Raw genomic sequence first — 20,853 nt, 5'->3', positions numbered from 1 at the left:
TTAATAAAAAAATGTTATAATATTATCATAAGCAAGATATAAACCAATGATTTTGAAGAAAATAAAACTTAATATTTATAAACTCATATATGCTTAGAAATATGGACTAAGTGTTTCTACAAAGTAACCGTAAAATACTTGACTATGGGTGTTTAAATAAAAATAGCGCAATAATTATAAAAATGATTATTGTTCTTGCCTTTATTACAAAGTTTAAATAGCTTTTTCTTTAAGATTAAAGAATTTACTTTTTATGCTTGTGTATTTGGGTTAGTTATTTTTATTATGAACTCCCTAGTTAACTATAACTGGGGAGTTTTTTTTGATTGAAACATGAATCCTATGGCATTAGTCATGGGTAGTTGGAGTATAACGCACATTACAACTAAAATTTAATTAGCAAAGGAGAAAATTATGGAAACATTAAAGATGAAAATATTAGCTGAGGGAACAGTAATAGGTAGTGAAATCTTAAAGGTTGATAGCTTTTTGAATCATCAAATAGATATAAATCTCTTCAATGAAATCGGACAAGAATTTAAAGAAAGATTTGTAAGTAATGAAATTACAAAGATATTAACAGTTGAGGCATCTGGAATAGGGATAGCATGTATTGTTGCACAATATTTTGGAAACATTCCTGTGGTTTTTGCAAAAAAACATGAAGCCACCAATTTGGATAGCGATACATATGAAGCTGATGTATTCTCTTTTACAAAAAATAAGACTTATAAAATAAGAACTAGTAAAAAATACATAAATCCAGAAGATAAAATACTAATAATTGATGATTTTCTAGCCAATGGAAATGCTGTACTTGGACTTGTGGAAATTGTAGAACAGGCTAGAGCATCAGTAGTTGGAGTAGGAATTGTAATTGAAAAAGCATTTCAAAACGGTAGAAGCCGCATAGAAGCCACGGGTGTTAGAGTAGAATCTTTAGCCATAGTAAAATCTATAAAAGATAACACCATAGTTTTTAAGGAATAAGACGAATGATGTGCTTTTAAATGTAAATAATTCAAAAAGTTGTTAAGTATCCCCGCTATTTTTTAATTATTTTGCGAAGAATTACAAACAACTTTGTATTTTATGATTTTTTTGTGTATAATGAGTAGTGTGATATTTAAATAGTAGGAATGACAAAAAAATTAAATAGCGAAACTGATTTTATAGATATTCTATAAAATCATAAAAATAAGCAGGATTTGGATGAATATATAGAATATGAATATTAACCTATATAACTAATTCAAGGATAGTTTTAATAAAATAATGGAATAGAGGAGTGTATTGTATGACAACGGATAATAAAGAAGTTCTAATGAATGATGCAGTGGATAATGTTGAGGAAGTTACAGTTAAAGATGCAGTGGATAATGTAGAGGAAATTACTATGAAAGAGGCAATGGAGAACATTGACGAATCTGTAGTAAATATTGATGTTGAAGATGGTATTGATATATGGGATAAATTACAAGAAATTTCAGAACAAAATAAAGCTTTTGAAATTACAATTAATGAAATAGTAAAAGGTGGAGCTACAGCTGATGTTGAAGGAATTAGAGCATTCATTCCTGCATCACAAATGTCAACTTCTTATATAGAAAATTTACAAGATTTCAAAGGAAAAACTATGGAAGTTAAAATAATTGAATTAGAAAAAGAAAACAAAAAATTAGTTTTATCTAGAAAAGTTATAGAAAAAGAAGAAAACGAAGCTAAAGGTAATTTAGTATGGGATGAGCTTAAAAAAGGCGACCTTAGAAAAGGCGTTGTAACAAGACTTGCTAAATTTGGTGCTTTTGTTGATTTAGGCGGTGTTGATGGTCTTATTCACATATCAGAATTATCATGGAAAAGAGTTCAAGATCCATCAGAGGTAGTATCTGTTGGACAGGAATTGGAAGTTCATGTTTTAGATCTTGATAGAGAAAAAGGCAGAATATCTCTAGGACTTAAAGAAGCAAAAGGAAACCCATGGAATAATATATCAAGTACATATCACATAAATGATATAGTAGAGGGAACTGTAGTAAGAATAATGGACTTTGGTGCTTTTGTACAACTTCCTTCAGGTATAGATGGACTTGTTCATCTTTCAGAAATATCAGAAGATCGTATAGAAAAAGTTTCTGATGTATTAAAGGTTGGAGACGTTGTTAAAGTTAAAATCGGAGATATTAATGAAAAAGATAGAAGAATAAGCCTAAGTATTAAAGAAGCCTTAGATAAGAGTTATGGTGATCTTTCAGAATATAATGGCGATGGACAGGGTTTAACACTAGGCGATTTATTTAAGAACAAATTCAAAGATTATAAATTTTAATATAAAAGATTAAAAGCCATAGGAGACATGAATCTTGTCTCCTATGGCTTTTGTTTTTTTTGAAAATAATGTAGGTAGATTGTTACATTCCCTTGTTAAATAAATTGTTTAGGATTTATTTAACAAGGCACTAATAACATAACGTGAATCATTATGAGAACTATGAGGAGCCTGCTTTAGTTCCACGTTGTAGCCTAGTTCAATTGCTGAATTATATAAATGATTAAGACCAATACCCATATCTATATGGTTGGTGTCTTTAAGCATGTTTTTGGTTAAAATATTTTTATTTTCTAAATATAAGTCGAACTTATTATCAGTAATGGATAATTTCCAAGGCTGAGAATTAACAGCAGAGGGAGCATCAATAAGTGATTGGACTATAATTTCATATTTATCATCATAAGTACCAGTAACAAGTTTGCTTTTATCTAATCTTTTTCTGTTTTTTATTGGTTTTAACTCCTCAACTGGATATCCAAAAGCAATTAAAATTATAAAATTTTGTTTGTCTTTTACTTCCACTATAGTTTTGAATACATCTTGTTTAATTGCACTGCCCAGCCAACAAGTTCCAAGTCCAAGTTGTGTTAACTTAAGAACTATTTCCTCACCAATAAAACCTATGTTTTCTAAATGACCTTCCATAGATTCGGAAGTAAAGGCTAGATAATGGGGAGCTTTAACTTTTGTATATTTAGCAATAAGGCCTTTAAAAGTAGCATGAATTTTTTCACCATCTTCAATTAGTATTGATTCCATTGGTATAGTGTCAAACAGTGGTTTAACATCACTTATAATAGTTCTAATCTTTTGTAAATCTTCAGCGGATATACTTTTATCTATATACTTTCTCACAGATTTCCTAGAATTCATAGCTTTTATCAAATTAAATACCTCCATCTTAAATAATATATAGTTACATATTTTAATAATAGTAATAAGGAATAGTATACAACAAAGTGCCAACAGCTTACAATATTTTTTTACTGTTATTACCCTGTTATTACCAAAAAAATATATGAATATTTATAATAATTACTTATATAATTGGTAAAACTGTATAGGTAGATACTTTAAGTAATAAATAAGTCAATTGATAATGCTTAATCATCTGCAATAATAAACACAGCTTTATGTGTTAAAAAAATTGTGAAAGGTAGTGTTGATTTGAATAAAAGAGAAGGCTCATCTCATATGATTAGTAGAGTAGTTAAGGACAACGGTGGAGAAATAACAGCTTACGAGTTTGAAAATGGAGATATAGTTTCAAAAGCACAAGCAGTCAGTTTGGCTAAACAAGGAAATATAGGTGGAGTTTCTATCTCAACTTCAAAAAAAGGTGAAGAATTCTTAAAAAGTCTACCTGATGGAAATAAATCCAATAATTTAGATAGTTTGCCAATCATAGACGATAACGAAATCTATTAGAAAGTATGACTATGTGAAACAGGGACAATTTTGTCTCTGTTTTTTTAGTGGGGTTGCTTAGTAGTTCTATTTGCAATTTTAACCATTAAATTTTTCCGCTAAAATAATGGGAACCAGCCTTGAAATGTGTTAAAATTGTTTAATAGACGCAGATTAACAGGGGGAGAAACGAATGGAAATTCTAGAAAAGACCTTGAGGTGTATCCAGCCTCTAAATAAAGAAGCTATGAAAAAAGCATGGGATAGAATTGATAATTTAACGAAACCCATAGGAAGTCTTGGTGAAATAGAAAATATTATAGCTAAGATTGTAGGGATTACTGGTGAAGTACATAATAAAATCAATAAAAAAAATGTGGTTATAATGTGCAGCGATAATGGAGTGGTGGAAGAGGATGTTTCTAATTGCCCTAAAAGTGTAACTGCTACAGTTACTAATAATTTCACTAAAAAGATAACAGGAGTTTATGTTTTATCAAAATTTGCTGGAAGTGACATTACAGTTGTAGATGTTGGAGTTGATGCGGAGTTTAATAATCCTAAAATCATAGATAGAAAAATCGCATACGGTACTATGAATATGATGAAGGGGCCTGCAATGACTAGGCAGCAAACAATTAAAGCTATAGAAGTTGGTATAGAAACAATTGATGATCTAGTAAGTAAAGGTTATGATTTGTTTGGTACAGGAGAAATGGGTGTTGGGAATACTGCTACAAGTGCAGCTATTTTAAGTGTGTTTTCAGGCCTAGATGTAGATATGTCAGTAGGTAAAGGCTCTGGAATAACAGAGGAGCAATTTATTAATAAAAAGCGAGTAATAAAAAGGGCCATTGAAATAAATAAACCGGATAAAGATGATGTTATTGATGTGTTATCAAAAGTTGGAGGATTCGACATTGCAGGATTGTGTGGTTGTTTTCTAGCAGCAGCAAAAAATAGAGTACCTATTGTTATTGATGGGTTTATAGCCTCAGCGGCTGCACTTTGTGCTTATAAATTGAACCCTTTAGTTAAGGGATATATATTTGCATCTCACTTATCTGCGGAACCAGGAGCTGCTTTTATAATGAAGGAAATAGGACTTGCACCTATGCTGAATTTGAATATGAGACTAGGGGAAGGTTCAGGTTGCCCTCTTGCTTTTAATATAATTGAGGCAGCACTTTTTACAATGGATAATATGGGAACCTTTGAAGAGGCAACCCTTGACAGCAAAAAGTATATAGATATAAGGGATGAAAAATGAACATTTATTTATTAAGGCATGGTCAGACTGAAGAAAACAGAAAAAGTTCTTATTATGGGAATTTGGATATAAGTTTAAATTCAATTGGTATAAGCCAGGGAAATAGTGCTAAGGCTTTCTTTAATGATATAAAATTAGATAAAGTATATATTAGTGATAAAAAAAGAACTAGAGAAATGACAAAATTAGTTTTAGGACAAGCAGAAGTTGAAATTATACAGGACAGTAGAATAAATGAAACTAATTTTGGTGATTTTGAAGGGAAGACCTACCAGGAAATTAAGCGGCTCTATCCAGAGGAATGTGACTGTTGGCAAAATAATTGGATGGAATTTGTACCGCCCAGGGGAGAAAGTTATATTAAGTTATGTGAGAGAGTTAAGTGTTTTATGGAAGAAATTAAAAAGTTAGAATGTGATAATATTTTATTATGCACTCATTCCGGAGTCATAAGAGCTATATATTGTTACGTTATGAATGAGAATATAGATTTGTTTTGGAAGTTTGGTTGTAAAAATGGTGATATTAGCATTATAAAATATGAATTTGGTAATTTATATATTGATTCCATTATTCATAATGCACAATAAATAACTAACAAAGGGTAACTAATAAAGAGTAACTAATAAAGAGTAACTAATAAAGAGTAACTAATAAAGAGTAACTAGTAATGAATAACATATAGTTCATGATGCATAATGCATTATACATATCTAGGAAAGAGGTGAGGTTTGCAAGGGGAAGTCTTTGCAAACAAACAAATGAGAGAATATTTCAATGATTTTTTACTGTTTTTTCAGTTTTTTACACGTATACCTATAAATAAAAATTTGAACTGTGAAAGAGAAAATTTTAAGAAAGGATCTATATTTTTTCCGGTAGTAGGATTATTTATAGGGCTTGTTCAATGGGTAATTTATTATCTGTTAATAAAAGTATTGCCAGTAAATATTACAGCAGTATTTGTAGTTATTATACCAATAGTTCTTACTGGAGGACTACATGTGGATGGACTGGGAGACACCTGTGATGGTTTCTTTTCATTTAAAGGCGGCAAAGATAAAATAATAGAAGTTATGAAGGATAGTAGAGTAGGTACTTATGCTAGTATTGCCATAGTTTTTGATATGTTGGCACGATATGCAGCGGTATCCACTATTATTGAAATGAATTTACCGCTTATATTAATTGTAACCCCAATAATTGCAAGATTTACTGTAGTGTTCATATCTTTCATAGGGAAAAATGCTAAAGAGAAGGGCTCAGGAAATATATTTATCGGTAATATTGATGTGAAAAGACTAGTGATTACAGCAATTATAACTATTGCACTTGGGACTCTATTAATAGGAATTAATAAAAGTATTATATTGATAGTTTCAGGAATGGTTTTAAGTTTCTTGTTTAATAAGTTTTGTGAGAGTAAAATTACTGGACTTACAGGGGATAGCTTAGGCGCAAATAATGAATTAGTTGAAATCCTGGTTATGGTTTTATTTGTAGCTATGAATCAAGTTTAAGTAACTCAAGTTAAGCGAATCAATTTTAAGTGTTAAGTGAGTGTTAGGTGGGGACGGTTAACAACTATTGCCATTAATATCTATTAATATATATTAAATAAGGGGTTAATGCGACTACGTTAAATTAAAAAGAATTACTCATACACAAGGGTTGCAACTAGAAAGGACGGTATTCAATGATACATGGTGGAGATGTTTATACTGATGGATTACTTCGGGGAAGAGAGTTAATAGATTATAGTTCTAACATAAATCCATTAGGAGTTCCCAGTAGCTTCATTGATAACATTAGTGAGGCAGTAGATGCTTTAACAAGATATCCAGATATTAAGTATAGGGATGTGTTAAAAGGTTTAAAGGAATATGTTGGTTGCCCAGAGGAGTATTTTGTATTAGGCAATGGTGCTGCGGAAATAATTGATTTAGTTATATCTTGCCACAAAAGTTTACTAATTGTGGTGCCTTCTTTTGTAGAGTATGAAATTGATGCTAAAAAGTGGAATTGTAATATAGAGTACTCATATTTAAAAAAGTCTTTAAATTTAAAAGAGCAGATCAATGAGAGTGATTTATTAAATCAGGATTATGTTGAACTTTCCTATGATTATGAAGATATTCTAGATAAATTGAAAGTGGTTCAAGCCATAATTTTGGGTAATCCCAATAATCCTAATGGCAATATCATTGATAAAGAGGAGTTTCAAAAAATTCTAGAATATTGTGAGAGTAACGATAAAGTAATAATAATAGATGAAGCTTTTATTGAATTTACGGGAGACGAGCAACACAGTTTTGTGGGAAGCCTTAAAAATTATAAATGCTTATTTATAATCAGAGCTTTAACTAAATTTTTTGCAGTGCCAGGTATAAGGTTTGGGTATGGAATAAGCAGTAACAGTGCTTTAATAAAAAACATTAAAGAAAAACAAAATCCTTGGAATATAAACTGTTTTGCAGAAGTAGCTGCACGTCATGTGTTAAAAGATAGTGAGTATATTGAAAAAAGCAAACAGTGGATAAGTGGCGAAAGGCCAAGTTTTCTATGTTCATTAAAAAATATTTCCTTTATAGAAGAAGTATATTTAAGCTATGGAAATTATGTATTATGTAAATTAAATGGACTAGCCTCTGGAAAAACACTAACCTCAGAGGAACTTTATAAATTATGTTTAGCTCAAGGTTTTGTTATAAGAAAAGCAGATAATTTTAGAGGACTTAATAATCAGTATATAAGGCTAGCTATTAAGGATAGGGACACTAATGAAAAGCTGATTCTTATGCTTAGGAGTTTAACTTAACCCTCTGGGGACACTTAATAACTAATTCAACTTTAGCGGAGAAGGATGGGAGACAAATGAAGGGTATAGTAATAGCGTCAAATACAAGTGGTGGCGGTAAAACCACAGTCACACTAGGAGTTATGAAGGCATTAAAAAATAGAGGATTGGATGTACAGGGGTATAAAGTAGGACCAGATTATCTAGACACTGCTTTTCATACAAAGATAACAGGTAAAAATTCAAGAAATTTGGATTTGTTTCTTATGGGTGAGTCTGGAGTTAAAGCTAGCTTTTCTAGAGGTGTGGGAGATGTAGCAGTAGTTGAAGGGGTAATGGGATTATATGATGGGAAAGGCATAGACACATCCAATTCTACTTATCACCTATCAAAGGTTTTAGACTTGCCTATTATTCTTGTATTATCTCCAAAGGCTCAGGTGGCGACCTTTTGTGCAGAAATTAATGGAATAGTTAACTTTAAAGATGCTAATATAAAGGGTGTAATACTAAACAATATAACAGAAAACTATTACAATCTACTTAAAGCAGCAATTAAAGAAAACTGTAACTTGGAGGTTATAGGGTATCTCCCAAAGGATGAAAGATTAAATCTTAAAAGTAGACATTTAGGGTTAATTCAAAGCAGTGAAGTTGAGGATTTAGAACAAAAAATTGAGATCTGTGCTCAGTTATTAGAAAAGCATGTGGATATGGAATTGTTATTACAAAAATTCAAAGAAACCGAAAAGTATGAGGATAATTTTCATCTGGAGAATGTGGGAAAAAGGATAGCTGTGGCCTATGACAAAGCCTTTAGTTTTTATTATAAAGAAAATCTAGAGCTTCTAGAGGAGCTAGGAGAAGTTATATATTTTAGTCCCATTGAGGATAAGGAGCTGCCAAGTAATATTGATTTCCTGTATTTGGGTGGAGGTTACCCAGAGGTATTTATAAGAGAATTATCTCAAAATACATCTATGCTGGATAGTATAAAAGCAACTTTAAATAATGGACTTCACTGTTATGCAGAATGTGGAGGATTAATGTATCTTACTCAAGGGGAACTACTTAAAGGAGAAGATGAAATATCACATAAGGCAGTAGGATTTTTTGATGGGGATTATACCTTAACAAAAACACTTCAGAATTTTGGCTATGCAGAAATAAAGGTAGGGGTAGAAAACAATATTTTGCCTAAAAACATGAGTATAAATTGTCATGAGTTTCATAAATCAACTGTCAATTTAGAAGAAGAAAAGATATTTGATCTTTTCAAACAGGTCTATGATGGTAGTCAGAGAAATTGGCAATGCGGATACCTTAAGAAAAATACCTTAGCAGGCTATGGTCATGTGCACTTTTTTGGAAATTTGCAGTGGGTCAGGGAACTTTTTAAATAGTGAAAATCTTGAATTATCATTAAGTGTCCCCAACCTAAAACAGCCAAACAGCCCAAACAGCCCAAACAGTCCAAACAACAAAACAACAAAACAACAAAACAACAAACTAATAACAAATACACTCTTATGTTCCTTTTATCTAAGTTATCTGTTACAATAAGCAAGGAAAAAATTTTTAACTTTAGTTAAACATGCAGAGGGAGAGATGGAACATATGAAGATTAGTTTTTGCGAGAATAATGAAGGAATAGAAGAGGTTATTGAGGCTGTTAGAAATGAGTACCCAGAATGTACAGTTACCATAAATAAATGTATAGGTGCCTGCGAGAAATGCGGAAATACACTAATTGCCAGAATAAATGGTAAATTAGTTGAGACAGAAGCCTGTGAAGATTTATTGGATGTTATAGGAGAGTACATGGAATTAGAATAAATATGAACATTTATATAAATTATAGGAAATAAGCTCCTTTTGCTTAAAAGTGGACATTGTAAAAACATCCCTAATTGTAGGATAATAAACTATGATTAGGGTATTCTTATGTCTTTTTTGTGTTAAAAGATATAAGTTTTACCATTTATTTAGTTATTAGTATAAAGTGTAAGTATAATTAATCGATAATTTATATGTATAGGATTTTCAAGGAAGATTCATTAAAACGTTTTGAAGCAAAGGATATGTTAGGTAAATTAATAAAACAGTGAGGGAGATAGAATTTATGAAGAAGCTATTATCAAAAGCACTAAGTATAATAATAGTATTATTAATGATTTTACCAGCAACAAGTACAGTTTTCGCAAAAGGGTTAATTATTAATAGGATAACTCCTGTTAACAATGCAGTAGGAACACCAGACACAGTAACGGTAGCAAGTTTAGAAGTAGGAGATATAATTAAAGTATATTCGGATGCAACTGGGGGAATAGCCATAGGGTCAGTAACAGCAACATCAATAACAAGGTCAATAGTAATGGCAGGAAGAACAATAAAGGGAACAGAAACAACAGCAATAGTAAGCATTCCACAACTTGGGGCAGGGGCGGGAAGTGTATATGTATCAGTAACAAGCAGGGGCCTGATTGAAAGTGATAGAGTGGAAGTATCATATGCGGCAGAGGCAGCAACGATAATATCATCAATTATGAAGGGTACTACTGTAAATAATTCAGTTGGAACATCAGATACAGTAACAATTAAAGGTTTAGCATTAGGCGATATAATTAAAGTATATCAAGCGGCAACAGCAGATGGGGTAGCAGGTATAGGATCTGCCATAGGAACAGCAACAGCAGTAGCTGACAAAGTAAATGGTATAATAGCAATAGCAACTATTCCACAACTTGGGGCAGCAGGAGGAAATGTATATGTATCAGTGACAAGCAAGGGTTTGCTTGAAAGTGATAAATTAATAAAAGTACAATATTTTGCAGAACAAAGATCAAGTACACCATTCGTATCTAATATAACAACAAAAAATAATGCATTAGGAACATCAGATACAGTAACAGTTACAAATTTAGTAGTAGGAGATATAGTTAAAGTATACTCAGATGCAACATCAAATGGAAAATACTCAGTAGGAGAAGCCATAGGAACGGCAACAGCAACGACAGATAGAGGTACAACCACCACGGGAACGGCAACAGTAAGTATTCCACAACTTGGTTCAGTAGCAGGAAATATATATGTGTCAGTAATAAGCAAGGGTTTGATTGAAAGTACTATAACAAAAGCAGTAGCATATTTGGCAGAGCCAAAATCAACTGCACTATTTGCTGTCGATATAAAGTCCATTAACAATGCAACAGGAACACCAGATACAGTAACAGTAGCAGTTACAACTTTAATAGAACAAGATATGGTTAAGACATACCAACCGGTAATAGGTTTAGCAGTAGGAGATATAGTTAAGGTATATCAAGCGGAAACGGGTGGAATAGCCATAGGTACAGCAACAGTAACATCAAAAATAATAACATTAGGATCACAACAAATAAAAATAACAGAAGTCACAGCAATAGCAACTATTCCACAACTTGGGGTAGTAGCAGGAAATGTATATGTAACAGTAACAAGCAAGGGTTTGCTTGAAAGTGATAGAACAAAAGTAGCATATGTTGCAGAAGCAGCAACTATGATATCACCACTTGCGACAGGAACTACTGTAAACAATGCGGTAGGAACACCAGATACAGTAACAATTACAGGCTTAGCAGTAGGAGATATAGTTAAAGTATACTCAGAAGAAATAATAGAGGGAACACCTTTGGCAGCAGCAACGGCAACGGCAACGGCAGATAAAGGAAATAATGGTGCAATAGCAACAGCTAGTATTCCACAGTTTGGAACAGGTGCAGGAAATGTATATGTAACAGTAACAAGCAAGGGGCTTCATGAGAGTGAAAAATTAATAAAGGTACCATATTTTGGAGAACAAAGATCGAATACACCATTCGTAGCTAATATAACACCAAAAAACAATGCAGTAGGGACAACAGATACAGTAACAGTTACAAATTTACAAGTAGGAGATATAGTTAAAGTATACTCAACATCAACAGCAGATGGGAAATCGGCCATAGGAGAAGCTATGGGAACGGCAATAGCAATAGCAGACAAAGCAGCAACAGGAATAGCCAAAGTAAGTATTCCACAACTTGGGGCGACCAAAGGATATATTTATGTATCAGTAATAAGCAAAGGTCTGCTTGAAAGTAATATAACAACACCAGTAGCTTATTTGGCAGAACCAAAATCAACTGCACCATTTGTAGGTAATGTAACAACAAAAAACAATGCATATGGAACATCAGACACAATAATAGTTACAGGTTTAGCAGTAGGAGATATAGTTAAAGTTTACTCAGCATCAACAATAGATGGAACAAGGGGTGCAGGAAAAGCCATAGGAACAGCTATAGGGGTAGCAGATAAAGCAGCAACAGGCATGGTAGCAACTTCAACTGCAACAGTAATTATTCCACAAATTGGAGTATCAAAAGGAAATATATATATATCAGTAACAAGTAAGGGTTGTCTTGAAAGTAATATAACAACAGCAGTAAAATATGATGCAGAAATAAAAACAGAAGCACCTATGGTAGTCCATTAAAATGGGCAATTTTGCTGGGGGACAGTTAGAAACTATCTAAACAATTCATAACTTATACTCCGCACAATACATTTAAAACATTAATTATATTGTATAGTATTTCAAAATACATGAAAAATCCCCTACATCTTTTTATTGATGTAAGGGATTCAATATTTATACTATTTTTTTTTCTTATTCTGTTGCTATTGCAATATTTTCTTCTGCTTTTTTAATATCAATGTCCATGTTCACCAACTCCAATACATATCTATTTTATCAGAAAAATTCATTTTATTCTACACTATTTTGACCTTAATAATTTAATCTATAGGCATACATTAGAGATGTTTCAATCACCTATGGCTACCTTTATTTTATTGATTATTATTCATATACATATGCTTTCTGGAAAAATAGCCTCAATATCTTTAGTTGCATCTATATAAGATATAATTTTATATGTATCACTATTGATACATATAATCTATAGTGATATAATGGCAATATAATGTAATATAGGAGGAGTTAATTTGAACAAAATAGCTTTAATTACAGATACTACAAGCGATTTAAGTAGAGAAGTCATAGAGAAATATAATATTAATGTATTGCCCTTTAGGATTATCTATTCTGATAGAGAATATTTAGACAATGTAGATATTACACCACAAGAAGTTTATAAAAATATGGAAAAAGAAGTACCTACATCCTCATTACCATCAATGAAGGATATGGAGGAATTATTTTTAAAATTAGAAGAGCAGGGATACACTCATGCTATAGCAATAACACTATCCACTGGACTGTCAGGGATATTTAATGCTATAAAACTTACAAGTGAAAATCATCCAGGTATTAATACTCATTTATGTGATTCACAATCTATTGCCCTTGGCGAAGGATTAATAGTAACTGAATGTGGAAGGCTCATAGAAGAAGGAAAGAGTTTTGAAGAAATTGTTTCCGCTATTCCATCTATAAAAAAGAGAATCCATCTATACTTTGTAGTTGGAACTCTAGAGTACTTGAAAAAAGGTGGAAGAATAGGGAAGGTTTCAGGCACTATAGCAGAGCTTTTAAATATTAAACCTATAATAGCCATTGACACTGATGGTAAGTACATGACCTGTGAAAAAGTAAGAGGCAGAAAACAATCTCTTAATAAGCTTATAGAACTTACAAATAACATTTTAGACAAAAAGAAGTGTAAAGTTTATATAGTTCACGGCCATGCAGAAGAAGAAGCTAAAAAAGTACTAGAAAGTATAAGCTCCCATCCAAATGCTATTTCTACAGAATTCGGTGGATATATAAGTCCTGTATCGGGAGTTCACAGTGGGCCAGGTTTGGTAGGAATGGTTTGCATAGAGGAACCTTAAATCTAAATGACTAATACTGTGAATAAAGAAAATGGGATAGACATTAGGGTTGAAGAAAAGAGGCTTTACGAAGAATATAAGAAAAAACTTTTAGAACTGAGAAAAGTTCAAAAGGAAAAAGAAGCGGTGGGGCAAGTATTCACAAAAGGATTACTACCACTGTATGTGTTATTTATTCTAAGTTTAGGCGAAACTAATGGAAATGATATATCTCACAAAATTGGTGATAGGACAAATGGTCTTTGGATTCCTAGTACAGGCGGAATATATCCTCTTTTAAAAAGGTTAGAAAAAGAGAAATTGGTTGTTGGTGAATGGAGTAGTTCTAAGAAAGCACAGAAAATTTATAAAATCACGGTGGAAGGTTTAAAACAATTAGAAAATAAAAAATACCTACTGCAGGATAAAATTGAAGAAGCTTTAGAGGTGTTTAAAATAATTTATAGTGATTTATATAAATAACATATTATAGAATAAAGGGGCTGCAGGTTAATTCACTTGCAGCATTTTTTTTATTGTTAGTGATTTGATGATAAATATATTGTAAAAAATGGCTTAGCATTTGCACTAATTAGCATTAATAAATATTGAAACTAGAATTAATTAATGTTACAATCAAATAGTAAATAATTAAAGTTATGTAGTTTTATATAGATGAAAATATGGAAGGCTTTAATATATGTAAAAATGTTAGATTTTGAATATTAAAAGTTTAATTAAAAAACAAATTGAAAGGAGAATATACAATTGGAAAATAATATATTGGAAATACCAAATCAATTATTAGATGGTCAGAATAATACAAGTGAGAAACTTGAAAGAATAGAAAGAAAAATGGATTCAGTAGTGGAGCAAACTGCTGATTTAAAAGAGTTTAGGACTGAAACTAAGGAGCAATAGATTAATATTAATAATGAGGTTAATGGAATTAGACAAGATTTAAATACTGTAGAAATAGTTACATCAAAAAATTGGAATGAAATTTCAAAATTAAAAGCAATAAAGAAAAGCTAACTATCAGTCTTGTTGATAGTTTACGTAGAGGACATTAATTTCCTGTTTCTTTAAATATAAGTTTCCCAATTCTTCTACCTTATGGGTAATGCTATTACGGATTTTATTATACTTTTCTATAGTAAATCTTTTTTTGTGTTTATCTATACTATCTAATGCAAACATCGGATTTTCATAAGCCATAATCATGATATTATTGTAAGTTTCATCTTGAATAGTTTTGCTTTCATACCGCGTTACGGTTATATCTCCCCAACCTAACATAGTAGAAAAGTCGCTTTGTGATATTCCATAAAAACCTCTAATTGTTGCAATTTCATTTGAAGTTAATAACCCCTTCTTAGTTCGATAAGCATCTCTTGCTCTTAACAAGTTTTCATCCATTATGCCCGCTGGAGCAAATTCATTTTCCTCTTCATGGTGGAACTGCTATTAAGGCTTTATAACGTAGATGATGGTAAAATTTTTATAAATAATGAAGATATAAATAGGATACCATTAAATACATTAAGAGAAGATATAGGCTTTGTATCTCAAGATTCCTTCTTGTTCTCTAATATAATATCAGAAAATATAAATTTAGCCTTTGAAGAGCTGGATAGGGATAAAATAATTCAAAGTACAGTGGATGCAGATATTTATGATAATATAATGGAATTCCCTATGGGTTTTGAAACCATTGTTGGAGAATGAGGAGTAACACTATCTGGTGGGCAAAAGCAAAGGACTTCTATAGCAAGGGCTCTTATTAAAAATCCAGACATTTTGATTTTCATACTTAATTATATTCAGACATACATATTGCAATATACAGGTTAAAAGATTGTTTTTAGTATTAGGGAAGCGGTATTTAAGCAAGTAGAGGGCTTATCACTGTCGTTTTTGATAAAAACCCAGTGGGGCGCCTTGTGACTAGAGTAACAAATGATGTAGAAACACTAAATGAAATGTACACAGCAGTGCTTGTTAATTTATTTAAGGATTTGTTCATGCTAGTGGGGATAATTATAGCAATGTTCATACTAGATGTTAAATTAGCATTAATCACTGTAGGAGCACTACCCTTTGTAATTTTTACGGCTTATGTGTTCAACAAATATGACAGGGAAGCTTACAGAAAAGTAAGAGCAAGACTTGCAAAGATAAATTCCTCCATATCAGAAAATATATCTGGTATGAAAACTGTTCAGGTATTTAGCAAGGAAAAGAAAAAGTATAAGGAATTTGCTGAGGTAAATAAATCTTATAAAGAGGCTACCATGGAGCAAATAAAGGTATTTGCCATCTTTAGACCAACCATGGACCTATTCTCCTCTTTAACCTTAGCAGTACTTTTATGGTTTGGTGGAATAAGAGCAATGGATGGAAATATAAAACTAGGGGTATTATTTGTTTTCATAAGTTATTTAATGCAGTTTTTCCAACCTATATTTGATCTGACAGAAAAATATGATATACTTCAATCCTCCATGGCATCCTCAGAAAGAATCTTCATGCTTATGGATAACCAGGAGAAAATTAATAATATTGAAAAGCCTATAGAAGTGGATAGACTCCAGGGAAAAATAGAGTTTAAAAATGTTTGGTTTGCATATAAAGATGAAGATTGGATTTTAAAAGATGTAAGCTTCAACATTAAGAAAGGTGAGAAAATAGCCTTCGTTGGAGCTACTGGTGCTGGTAAAACATCTATTATAAACCTTATAACACGGTTATATGACATTCAAAAGGGTGAAATACTAGTAGATGGACAGAATATTGTGCACATGAGAAAAGAACAACTACGCGAGAACATAGCTACAGTGCTTCAGGACGTCTTTCTCTTTGCTGGGGACATAAAAGGTAATGTTAAGGTTAAATAATGAGAAAATATCCGATGAAGAAGTAGTTAAAGCATGTAGATATGTTAATGCAGATAAGTTCATTGAAAAATTGCCCAAGAAATATTCTGATCCTGTTAACGAAAGGGGCTCAACTTTTTCACAAGGTCAAAGGCAGTTAATAGCTTTTGCAAGAGCTATAGCTTTTGATCCACCAATATTAGTACTAGATGAAGCTACTTCAAATATAGATTCAGAAACTGAGAGCTTAATTCAAGATGCGTTAAATAAGCTAACTATAAATAGAACTACGATTATTGTGGCGCATAGGTTATCTACTATTAAGAATGCAGATAAGATGCTATGAGAAAGAAATAAGGATACTGTTTTCGTTTAATATGCGGTAGGTGGCGGAACAATAGTAGCGCCCGGTGAAAATGAATGAGGCTAGCGCCTCTAAAAGAATTTTGGACAGTTGGATTAGAAAAAATGTTAAAGGATACCGTTTTTATTTAAAAAAATAAAAGCTTCTACAATATATTCATGTATTATAGAAGCTTTTTTATTTTTTAACATGCCACTTGCCACGTGGGTGGCACCGACTTAAAGATTTAGTTTTAAGTCTCCCTCTCTGATCCAGCCTTTGTTTCTCATGAGTTCTGAGAAAATTAGTGTTAAGACTGCGGGGGCTATAAAGTGTAGAAATATTATCTTGAAAATTATTATGGAGGTAGGTTCACTGCCTTGCATGGTAGCAAGGGTTCCGAATTGACCTACAAGACCGCTGGTGCCCATGCCGGCACCTAGGGAATTATTTTTCATAGAGAAAATTGTGGTGGAAAGAGGTCCTAGAATTGCACCGGCTAGGGTTGCGGGTATCCATATAAGAGGACGTCTTATTATGTTGGGTACTTGTAGCATGGAGGTACCTAGTCCTTGAGATATTAAACCGCTCATTTTATTTTCTCTATAACTTGCAACAGCAAAGCCTATCATTTGAGCACTACACCCTACAGTGGCAGCGCCGGCTGCAAGGCCAGACATATTGAGAGAGATTGCTATGGCGGCACTACTAATTGGGGCTGTAAGTGCAAGTCCCATTAGTGTAGATACTGCTATGCCCATTGGGATAGGCATAAGAGTTGTAGCAGAATTTATTACAGAACCCAAATCTGTCATAAAGACTGAGATATAAGGGCCAATAAATTTGCCTATTATACTACCAGTAACTATAGTAACAATGGGGACTATAACAATATCAAGTTTTGTTTTTCCTGATACAAAGTTTCCAAATTCTGCTCCTATTACTGCAGCAACGAAGGCGCCTACAGGTCCACCGCCCATATACATATATCCGAAGGCACCAGTTGCAGCTGAAGAAAACATTGCAAGTGGGGTAACTTTGAGGCCCCAAGCTACAGCTACACCTATTGCTGATCCAACTACGGGGGATTTAGCTGAGATTATTGCTGTAAACTCTTTGAGAAAGGCTAGTCCAGGGACTTTTGATAATTGGCTTAGTATTAGTCCGATGATTAAGGATGCAAATAGACCGAGTGCCATAGCACTTAAGGCATCTAAAAAGTATCGTTTAAGGGCTTTCTTTACAAGAATTTTGAATTTGTCCATGAGTTCTCCTCCTGAAATGTATTTTAGGGAATATGTACTTTTGTTATACTAACAATATAAATTAAGTACACAATGAGTATATTCTAGTGTATATACACTAGATAACTGAAAACATTATAACATCTTATTACCAACTCTTCAATAAGGTATATGAATAAATGTATTTAGCATAAAAGATAAAGTATAAAAGATATAGAATATAAAAGTTCATAAAAACATAAAAGAATATAAAAGAGCATGAAAAGCATAAAAAACATAAAGCACTAGGAAGTCTTCCTGGTGCTTTATGTTTAAAGAAAGCTGTTGAGAAATTTTAAATGCTTCTATTATAAGTAGTGTAAAAGATAACTAGTCTTCGCGCATATTTAAATAAGAAACACCATCAAGTGGAATTAGTGCCTGAAGGCCTGGTTGACCCTTAAGTAGACCTATAGCATATACGGTGTAATAACGTTGAGATTTTAGTTTTATATTAGGAACGTATAAAGCTGTAGTTTTAGTACCAGTAGGTCTGGCTTCTAAAGTATAGGTACCTGCAGGAACTTCTATATAACCCGTAAATGATTTGTAACTAATATTTTTAAATAGAATCTTACCATCTGGTAACACAATATCAACAGGCCCAGCATTAGGTGACAAATGAGCAAATTTAATGTATGCCATATCCGCGGGGTTCATAATTTTAGTTTCTGGAACAGGAAGTAAATCGATGTTAGGCAATATTCCTATGGCAGCAACCGTGTAAATTTTTTCTGGTGGAACAAAAATAGTTTTATTAAGTACAGGAGAGACTTTAGTTCCAGTGGCATAGACCTTTACATTATAATTACCTGAGATAACTTCTATATAATCTGTAAAAGCAGCATAGGCAAGGTTTTTAAATTTCAACATATCATTAATATATACATCAACAGCTGGGGATTTAGGTGAAGCATGAAGAATTCTTAAATATGAAGTCATAGGGCTTACTCTATAGCTCGGGAATTCTCTATATTGAGAATAAGGATTATAGACATTTTTTGGACAATAATACATGAAAGGCTCCCTTCAAATATTTCTACTATATTAGTATATGAAGGGAAATGCTAGAAGGTTACTGTATTTAATTGGAATAAATTAAGCGCAATTATAATAAACATATAAAGGTGCAAAAACATATTATGCATATGATTATGGTTTTATATTTTAATAATAGAAGAGATCTAAAATAGATTTAGAAAAGATTTAGAAAAGAATTTGAAAAGATTTAAAAAAAGATTTAAAAAAGTGCAACTAAATTATAGGAACGAACGTTATATAAGTGAAGGATGCAAAAACATATAATAATATGAATTTTTAACCTTTTAGTAAAGATTAACCAAGTTAAAATTGAACATATAGGTTATATTATTGTAACTTATGAAAAAAAAATAAATAGAGTTAAATTATAATAAAATGTTGATATTTAACCAAAACAGTTATATAATACATATATCGTGAAATTTATGTAAATGTTTCAACATTATCTAAATAATTAAGAAGTTCAAAATATAATCAAGAAAATTATTCAATTTTTAAAAAAGAATATAATTGTAAATTGATAGTAAATAAACAAAGATATTTATATCTATGATTTGTGAAAAATCAGAAAGGGGACGTTTAGAATTATGAACAGAAGAAGAGGTAAAATATTTGCACTGTGTTTAACATTTTCTGTGCTGATTACAACGGTAGCGTTCCAAAGGGTAACTTCAGCAGCTACAACATTAGGAGGAACTGATAGATATTCTACTGCACTTAAAATTGTACAAGCAGGTTGGAAAACATCAGACACTGTAATTATTGCTAGGGGAGATGATTTGGCAGATGCACTTGCCGCAGCACCACTGGCATATGCAAAAGGTAAAGCGCCTATACTTCTAACAAAAACTGATGAACTTCCTACAGGAGTTTTAAATGAATTAAAGACACTGGGAGTTAAAAACATTTACATAGTTGGAGGTATTGGAGCTGTTGGAGCAAAAGTAGAAAATGATTTGAAGGAATTCACCGTAAAGCGAATAAGCGGAATAGATAGAGCCGAAACATCTTACAATGTAGCAATTGAAGCTTTCGGAACAGTTCCAACAGAAGTAGTTCTTGCAAATGGGTCAGCCTATGCAGATGCACTTTCAATATCAGCAATAGCAGCTGCAAAGGGAATGCCAATACTACTTGTTAGTAACAATAAATTATCAGCAAGCGAAGCAAACTACATTTCAGGCAAATCTGTTTATGCAGTTGGAGGGACAGATGTTCTAAGCCCAACAATTACTAATGCAACAAAGGTTACAAGGCTATCAGGAGTAGATAGGTATGAAACAAATGCAGCAATACTTAACAAATTCCCACAAGATTATAGTAAGATTTATCTTGCAAAAGGTACAAATGAAAACTTGGTAGATGCTCTTACGGGTTCGGCCCTTGCAGCACTTGGCAATAATCCTATAGTTTTGGTTGATGGGTATAGTACGATTAATTCTAAAATATCGGCTGTTGTAAAAGCTAATATAGGCAATGCTAGCACAGAAGTTCTACTGGGTGGAACAGTTGCACCAGCAGCAGCAGCTACTGTTGAAACAATGAAACCTTCACCTTTAGAAGTTGTATCTATAGAATAGTTTAGTGATAGTAGAAAAGAAAATTATAAATAAAATTAAAGGAGGTGATGCTAATGAAAAGATGTACT

General features: G+C 32.2%; 20 protein-coding genes, 1 pseudogene and 1 riboswitch. Of the genes and pseudogenes, 17 read left to right on the top strand and 4 right to left on the bottom strand.

Going from position 1 to position 20,853, the window contains the following annotated elements:
- Positions 1 to 63 precede the first annotated feature (63 nt).
- Positions 64 to 165: riboswitch (purine riboswitch) on the top strand.
- A 249-nt stretch (positions 166 to 414) separates the two neighbouring features.
- Both KPL51_RS12435 and rpsA read left to right on the top strand, forming a co-directional pair.
- Complete coding sequence (locus KPL51_RS12435; protein ID WP_216161804.1) at positions 415 to 990, top strand: xanthine phosphoribosyltransferase; 576 nt, start codon at positions 415 to 417, stop codon at positions 988 to 990.
- Between the two features lie 307 nt (positions 991 to 1,297).
- A complete protein-coding gene (gene rpsA / locus KPL51_RS12430) occupies positions 1,298 to 2,329 on the top strand; it encodes a 30S ribosomal protein S1 (RefSeq protein WP_216161801.1) in 1,032 nt (343 codons plus the stop codon).
- Between the two features lie 108 nt (positions 2,330 to 2,437).
- Here rpsA and KPL51_RS12425 read toward each other — a convergent pair whose 3' ends face one another.
- The gene (locus tag KPL51_RS12425; protein ID WP_216161798.1) at positions 2,438 to 3,217 is read right to left on the bottom strand and encodes a nitroreductase family protein; all 780 of its coding nucleotides are present in this window, start codon (positions 3,215 to 3,217) and stop codon (positions 2,438 to 2,440) included.
- A gap of 282 nt (positions 3,218 to 3,499) precedes the next feature.
- On the opposite strand from KPL51_RS12425, the gene KPL51_RS12420 reads away from it, so the two are divergent.
- The 11 genes from KPL51_RS12420 to KPL51_RS23520 all read left to right on the top strand — a co-directional run bounded on the left by KPL51_RS12420 (position 3,500) and on the right by KPL51_RS23520 (position 14,583).
- A complete protein-coding gene (locus KPL51_RS12420) occupies positions 3,500 to 3,760 on the top strand; it encodes a DUF3892 domain-containing protein (RefSeq protein ID WP_224853490.1) in 261 nt (86 codons plus the stop codon).
- A 172-nt stretch (positions 3,761 to 3,932) separates the two neighbouring features.
- Entirely contained in the window at positions 3,933 to 5,009 is a 1,077-nt protein-coding gene (gene cobT, locus KPL51_RS12415; RefSeq protein WP_216161794.1) for a nicotinate-nucleotide--dimethylbenzimidazole phosphoribosyltransferase, read from the top strand.
- Positions 5,006 to 5,599: an alpha-ribazole phosphatase gene (cobC, locus tag KPL51_RS12410; protein WP_216161791.1), complete on the top strand. Its 594-nt coding sequence runs from the start codon at positions 5,006 to 5,008 to the stop codon at positions 5,597 to 5,599. Before cobT ends, cobC begins: the two co-directional genes overlap by 4 nt.
- A 171-nt stretch (positions 5,600 to 5,770) precedes the next feature.
- Positions 5,771 to 6,529, top strand: coding sequence for an adenosylcobinamide-GDP ribazoletransferase (gene cobS / locus KPL51_RS12405; RefSeq protein ID WP_216161855.1), 759 nt, complete (start codon positions 5,771 to 5,773; stop codon positions 6,527 to 6,529).
- A gap of 176 nt (positions 6,530 to 6,705) precedes the next feature.
- A complete protein-coding gene (locus KPL51_RS12400; protein ID WP_216161788.1) occupies positions 6,706 to 7,827 on the top strand; it encodes a pyridoxal phosphate-dependent aminotransferase in 1,122 nt (373 codons plus the stop codon).
- Between the two features lie 56 nt (positions 7,828 to 7,883).
- On the top strand, positions 7,884 to 9,209 hold the full coding sequence (locus KPL51_RS12395) for a cobyrinic acid a,c-diamide synthase CobB (RefSeq protein WP_216161786.1): 1,326 nt from the start codon (positions 7,884 to 7,886) through the stop codon (positions 9,207 to 9,209).
- 214 nt (positions 9,210 to 9,423) lie between these two features.
- A complete protein-coding gene (locus tag KPL51_RS12390) occupies positions 9,424 to 9,642 on the top strand; it encodes a DUF1450 domain-containing protein (protein WP_216161782.1) in 219 nt (72 codons plus the stop codon).
- Between the two features lie 286 nt (positions 9,643 to 9,928).
- Positions 9,929 to 12,322, top strand: coding sequence for a hypothetical protein (locus KPL51_RS12385; RefSeq protein ID WP_216161778.1), 2,394 nt, complete (start codon positions 9,929 to 9,931; stop codon positions 12,320 to 12,322).
- Between the two features lie 512 nt (positions 12,323 to 12,834).
- Positions 12,835 to 13,683 (top strand): DegV family protein, encoded by an 849-nt coding sequence (locus KPL51_RS12380; RefSeq protein ID WP_216161774.1) that lies wholly within the window; start codon positions 12,835 to 12,837, stop codon positions 13,681 to 13,683.
- Between the two features lie 6 nt (positions 13,684 to 13,689).
- Positions 13,690 to 14,145 carry a PadR family transcriptional regulator gene (locus KPL51_RS12375; protein ID WP_216161771.1) on the top strand — a complete coding sequence of 152 codons (456 nt, stop codon included), beginning with the start codon at positions 13,690 to 13,692 and terminating at the stop codon, positions 14,143 to 14,145.
- Positions 14,146 to 14,430: 285 nt separating this feature from the next.
- Positions 14,431 to 14,583, top strand: a complete 153-nt coding sequence (locus KPL51_RS23520) for a hypothetical protein (protein ID WP_224853493.1) — start codon at positions 14,431 to 14,433, stop codon at positions 14,581 to 14,583.
- Between the two features lie 117 nt (positions 14,584 to 14,700).
- On the opposite strand, the gene KPL51_RS12365 is transcribed toward KPL51_RS23520, so the two are convergent.
- Positions 14,701 to 15,081 (bottom strand): hypothetical protein, encoded by a 381-nt coding sequence (locus tag KPL51_RS12365; RefSeq protein WP_216161766.1) that lies wholly within the window; start codon positions 15,079 to 15,081, stop codon positions 14,701 to 14,703.
- 33 nt (positions 15,082 to 15,114) lie between these two features.
- Here KPL51_RS12365 and KPL51_RS12360 point away from each other — a divergent pair.
- The 3 genes and pseudogenes from KPL51_RS12360 (at position 15,115) to KPL51_RS24030 (ending at position 16,884) form a co-directional block, all read left to right on the top strand.
- A pseudogene (locus KPL51_RS12360) lies at positions 15,115 to 15,516 on the top strand (ATP-binding cassette domain-containing protein).
- Between the two features lie 89 nt (positions 15,517 to 15,605).
- Positions 15,606 to 16,559 (top strand): ABC transporter ATP-binding protein, encoded by a 954-nt coding sequence (locus KPL51_RS24300; protein ID WP_312888616.1) that lies wholly within the window; start codon positions 15,606 to 15,608, stop codon positions 16,557 to 16,559.
- A complete protein-coding gene (locus KPL51_RS24030; RefSeq protein ID WP_263628153.1) occupies positions 16,543 to 16,884 on the top strand; it encodes an ATP-binding cassette domain-containing protein in 342 nt (113 codons plus the stop codon). Before KPL51_RS24300 ends, KPL51_RS24030 begins: the two co-directional genes overlap by 17 nt.
- A gap of 236 nt (positions 16,885 to 17,120) precedes the next feature.
- On the opposite strand, the gene KPL51_RS12350 is transcribed toward KPL51_RS24030, so the two are convergent.
- On the bottom strand, positions 17,121 to 18,146 hold the full coding sequence (locus KPL51_RS12350; protein ID WP_216161763.1) for a PTS sugar transporter subunit IIC: 1,026 nt from the start codon (positions 18,144 to 18,146) through the stop codon (positions 17,121 to 17,123).
- Between the two features lie 348 nt (positions 18,147 to 18,494).
- The gene (locus KPL51_RS12345) at positions 18,495 to 19,181 is read right to left on the bottom strand and encodes a DUF4397 domain-containing protein (RefSeq protein ID WP_224853496.1); all 687 of its coding nucleotides are present in this window, start codon (positions 19,179 to 19,181) and stop codon (positions 18,495 to 18,497) included.
- Positions 19,182 to 19,792: 611 nt separating this feature from the next.
- Here KPL51_RS12345 and KPL51_RS12340 point away from each other — a divergent pair.
- Positions 19,793 to 20,785 carry a cell wall-binding repeat-containing protein gene (locus KPL51_RS12340; RefSeq protein ID WP_216161760.1) on the top strand — a complete coding sequence of 331 codons (993 nt, stop codon included), beginning with the start codon at positions 19,793 to 19,795 and terminating at the stop codon, positions 20,783 to 20,785.
- Positions 20,786 to 20,853: the final 68 nt, after the last annotated feature.

The organism is Clostridium bowmanii (genome assembly GCF_018861315.1).
Classification (GTDB): domain Bacteria; phylum Bacillota; class Clostridia; order Clostridiales; family Clostridiaceae; genus Clostridium_AD; species Clostridium_AD bowmanii.
The sequence above is the reverse complement of the archived record's forward strand: the minus strand, read 5'-3'. Positions and strand labels throughout refer to the sequence as shown.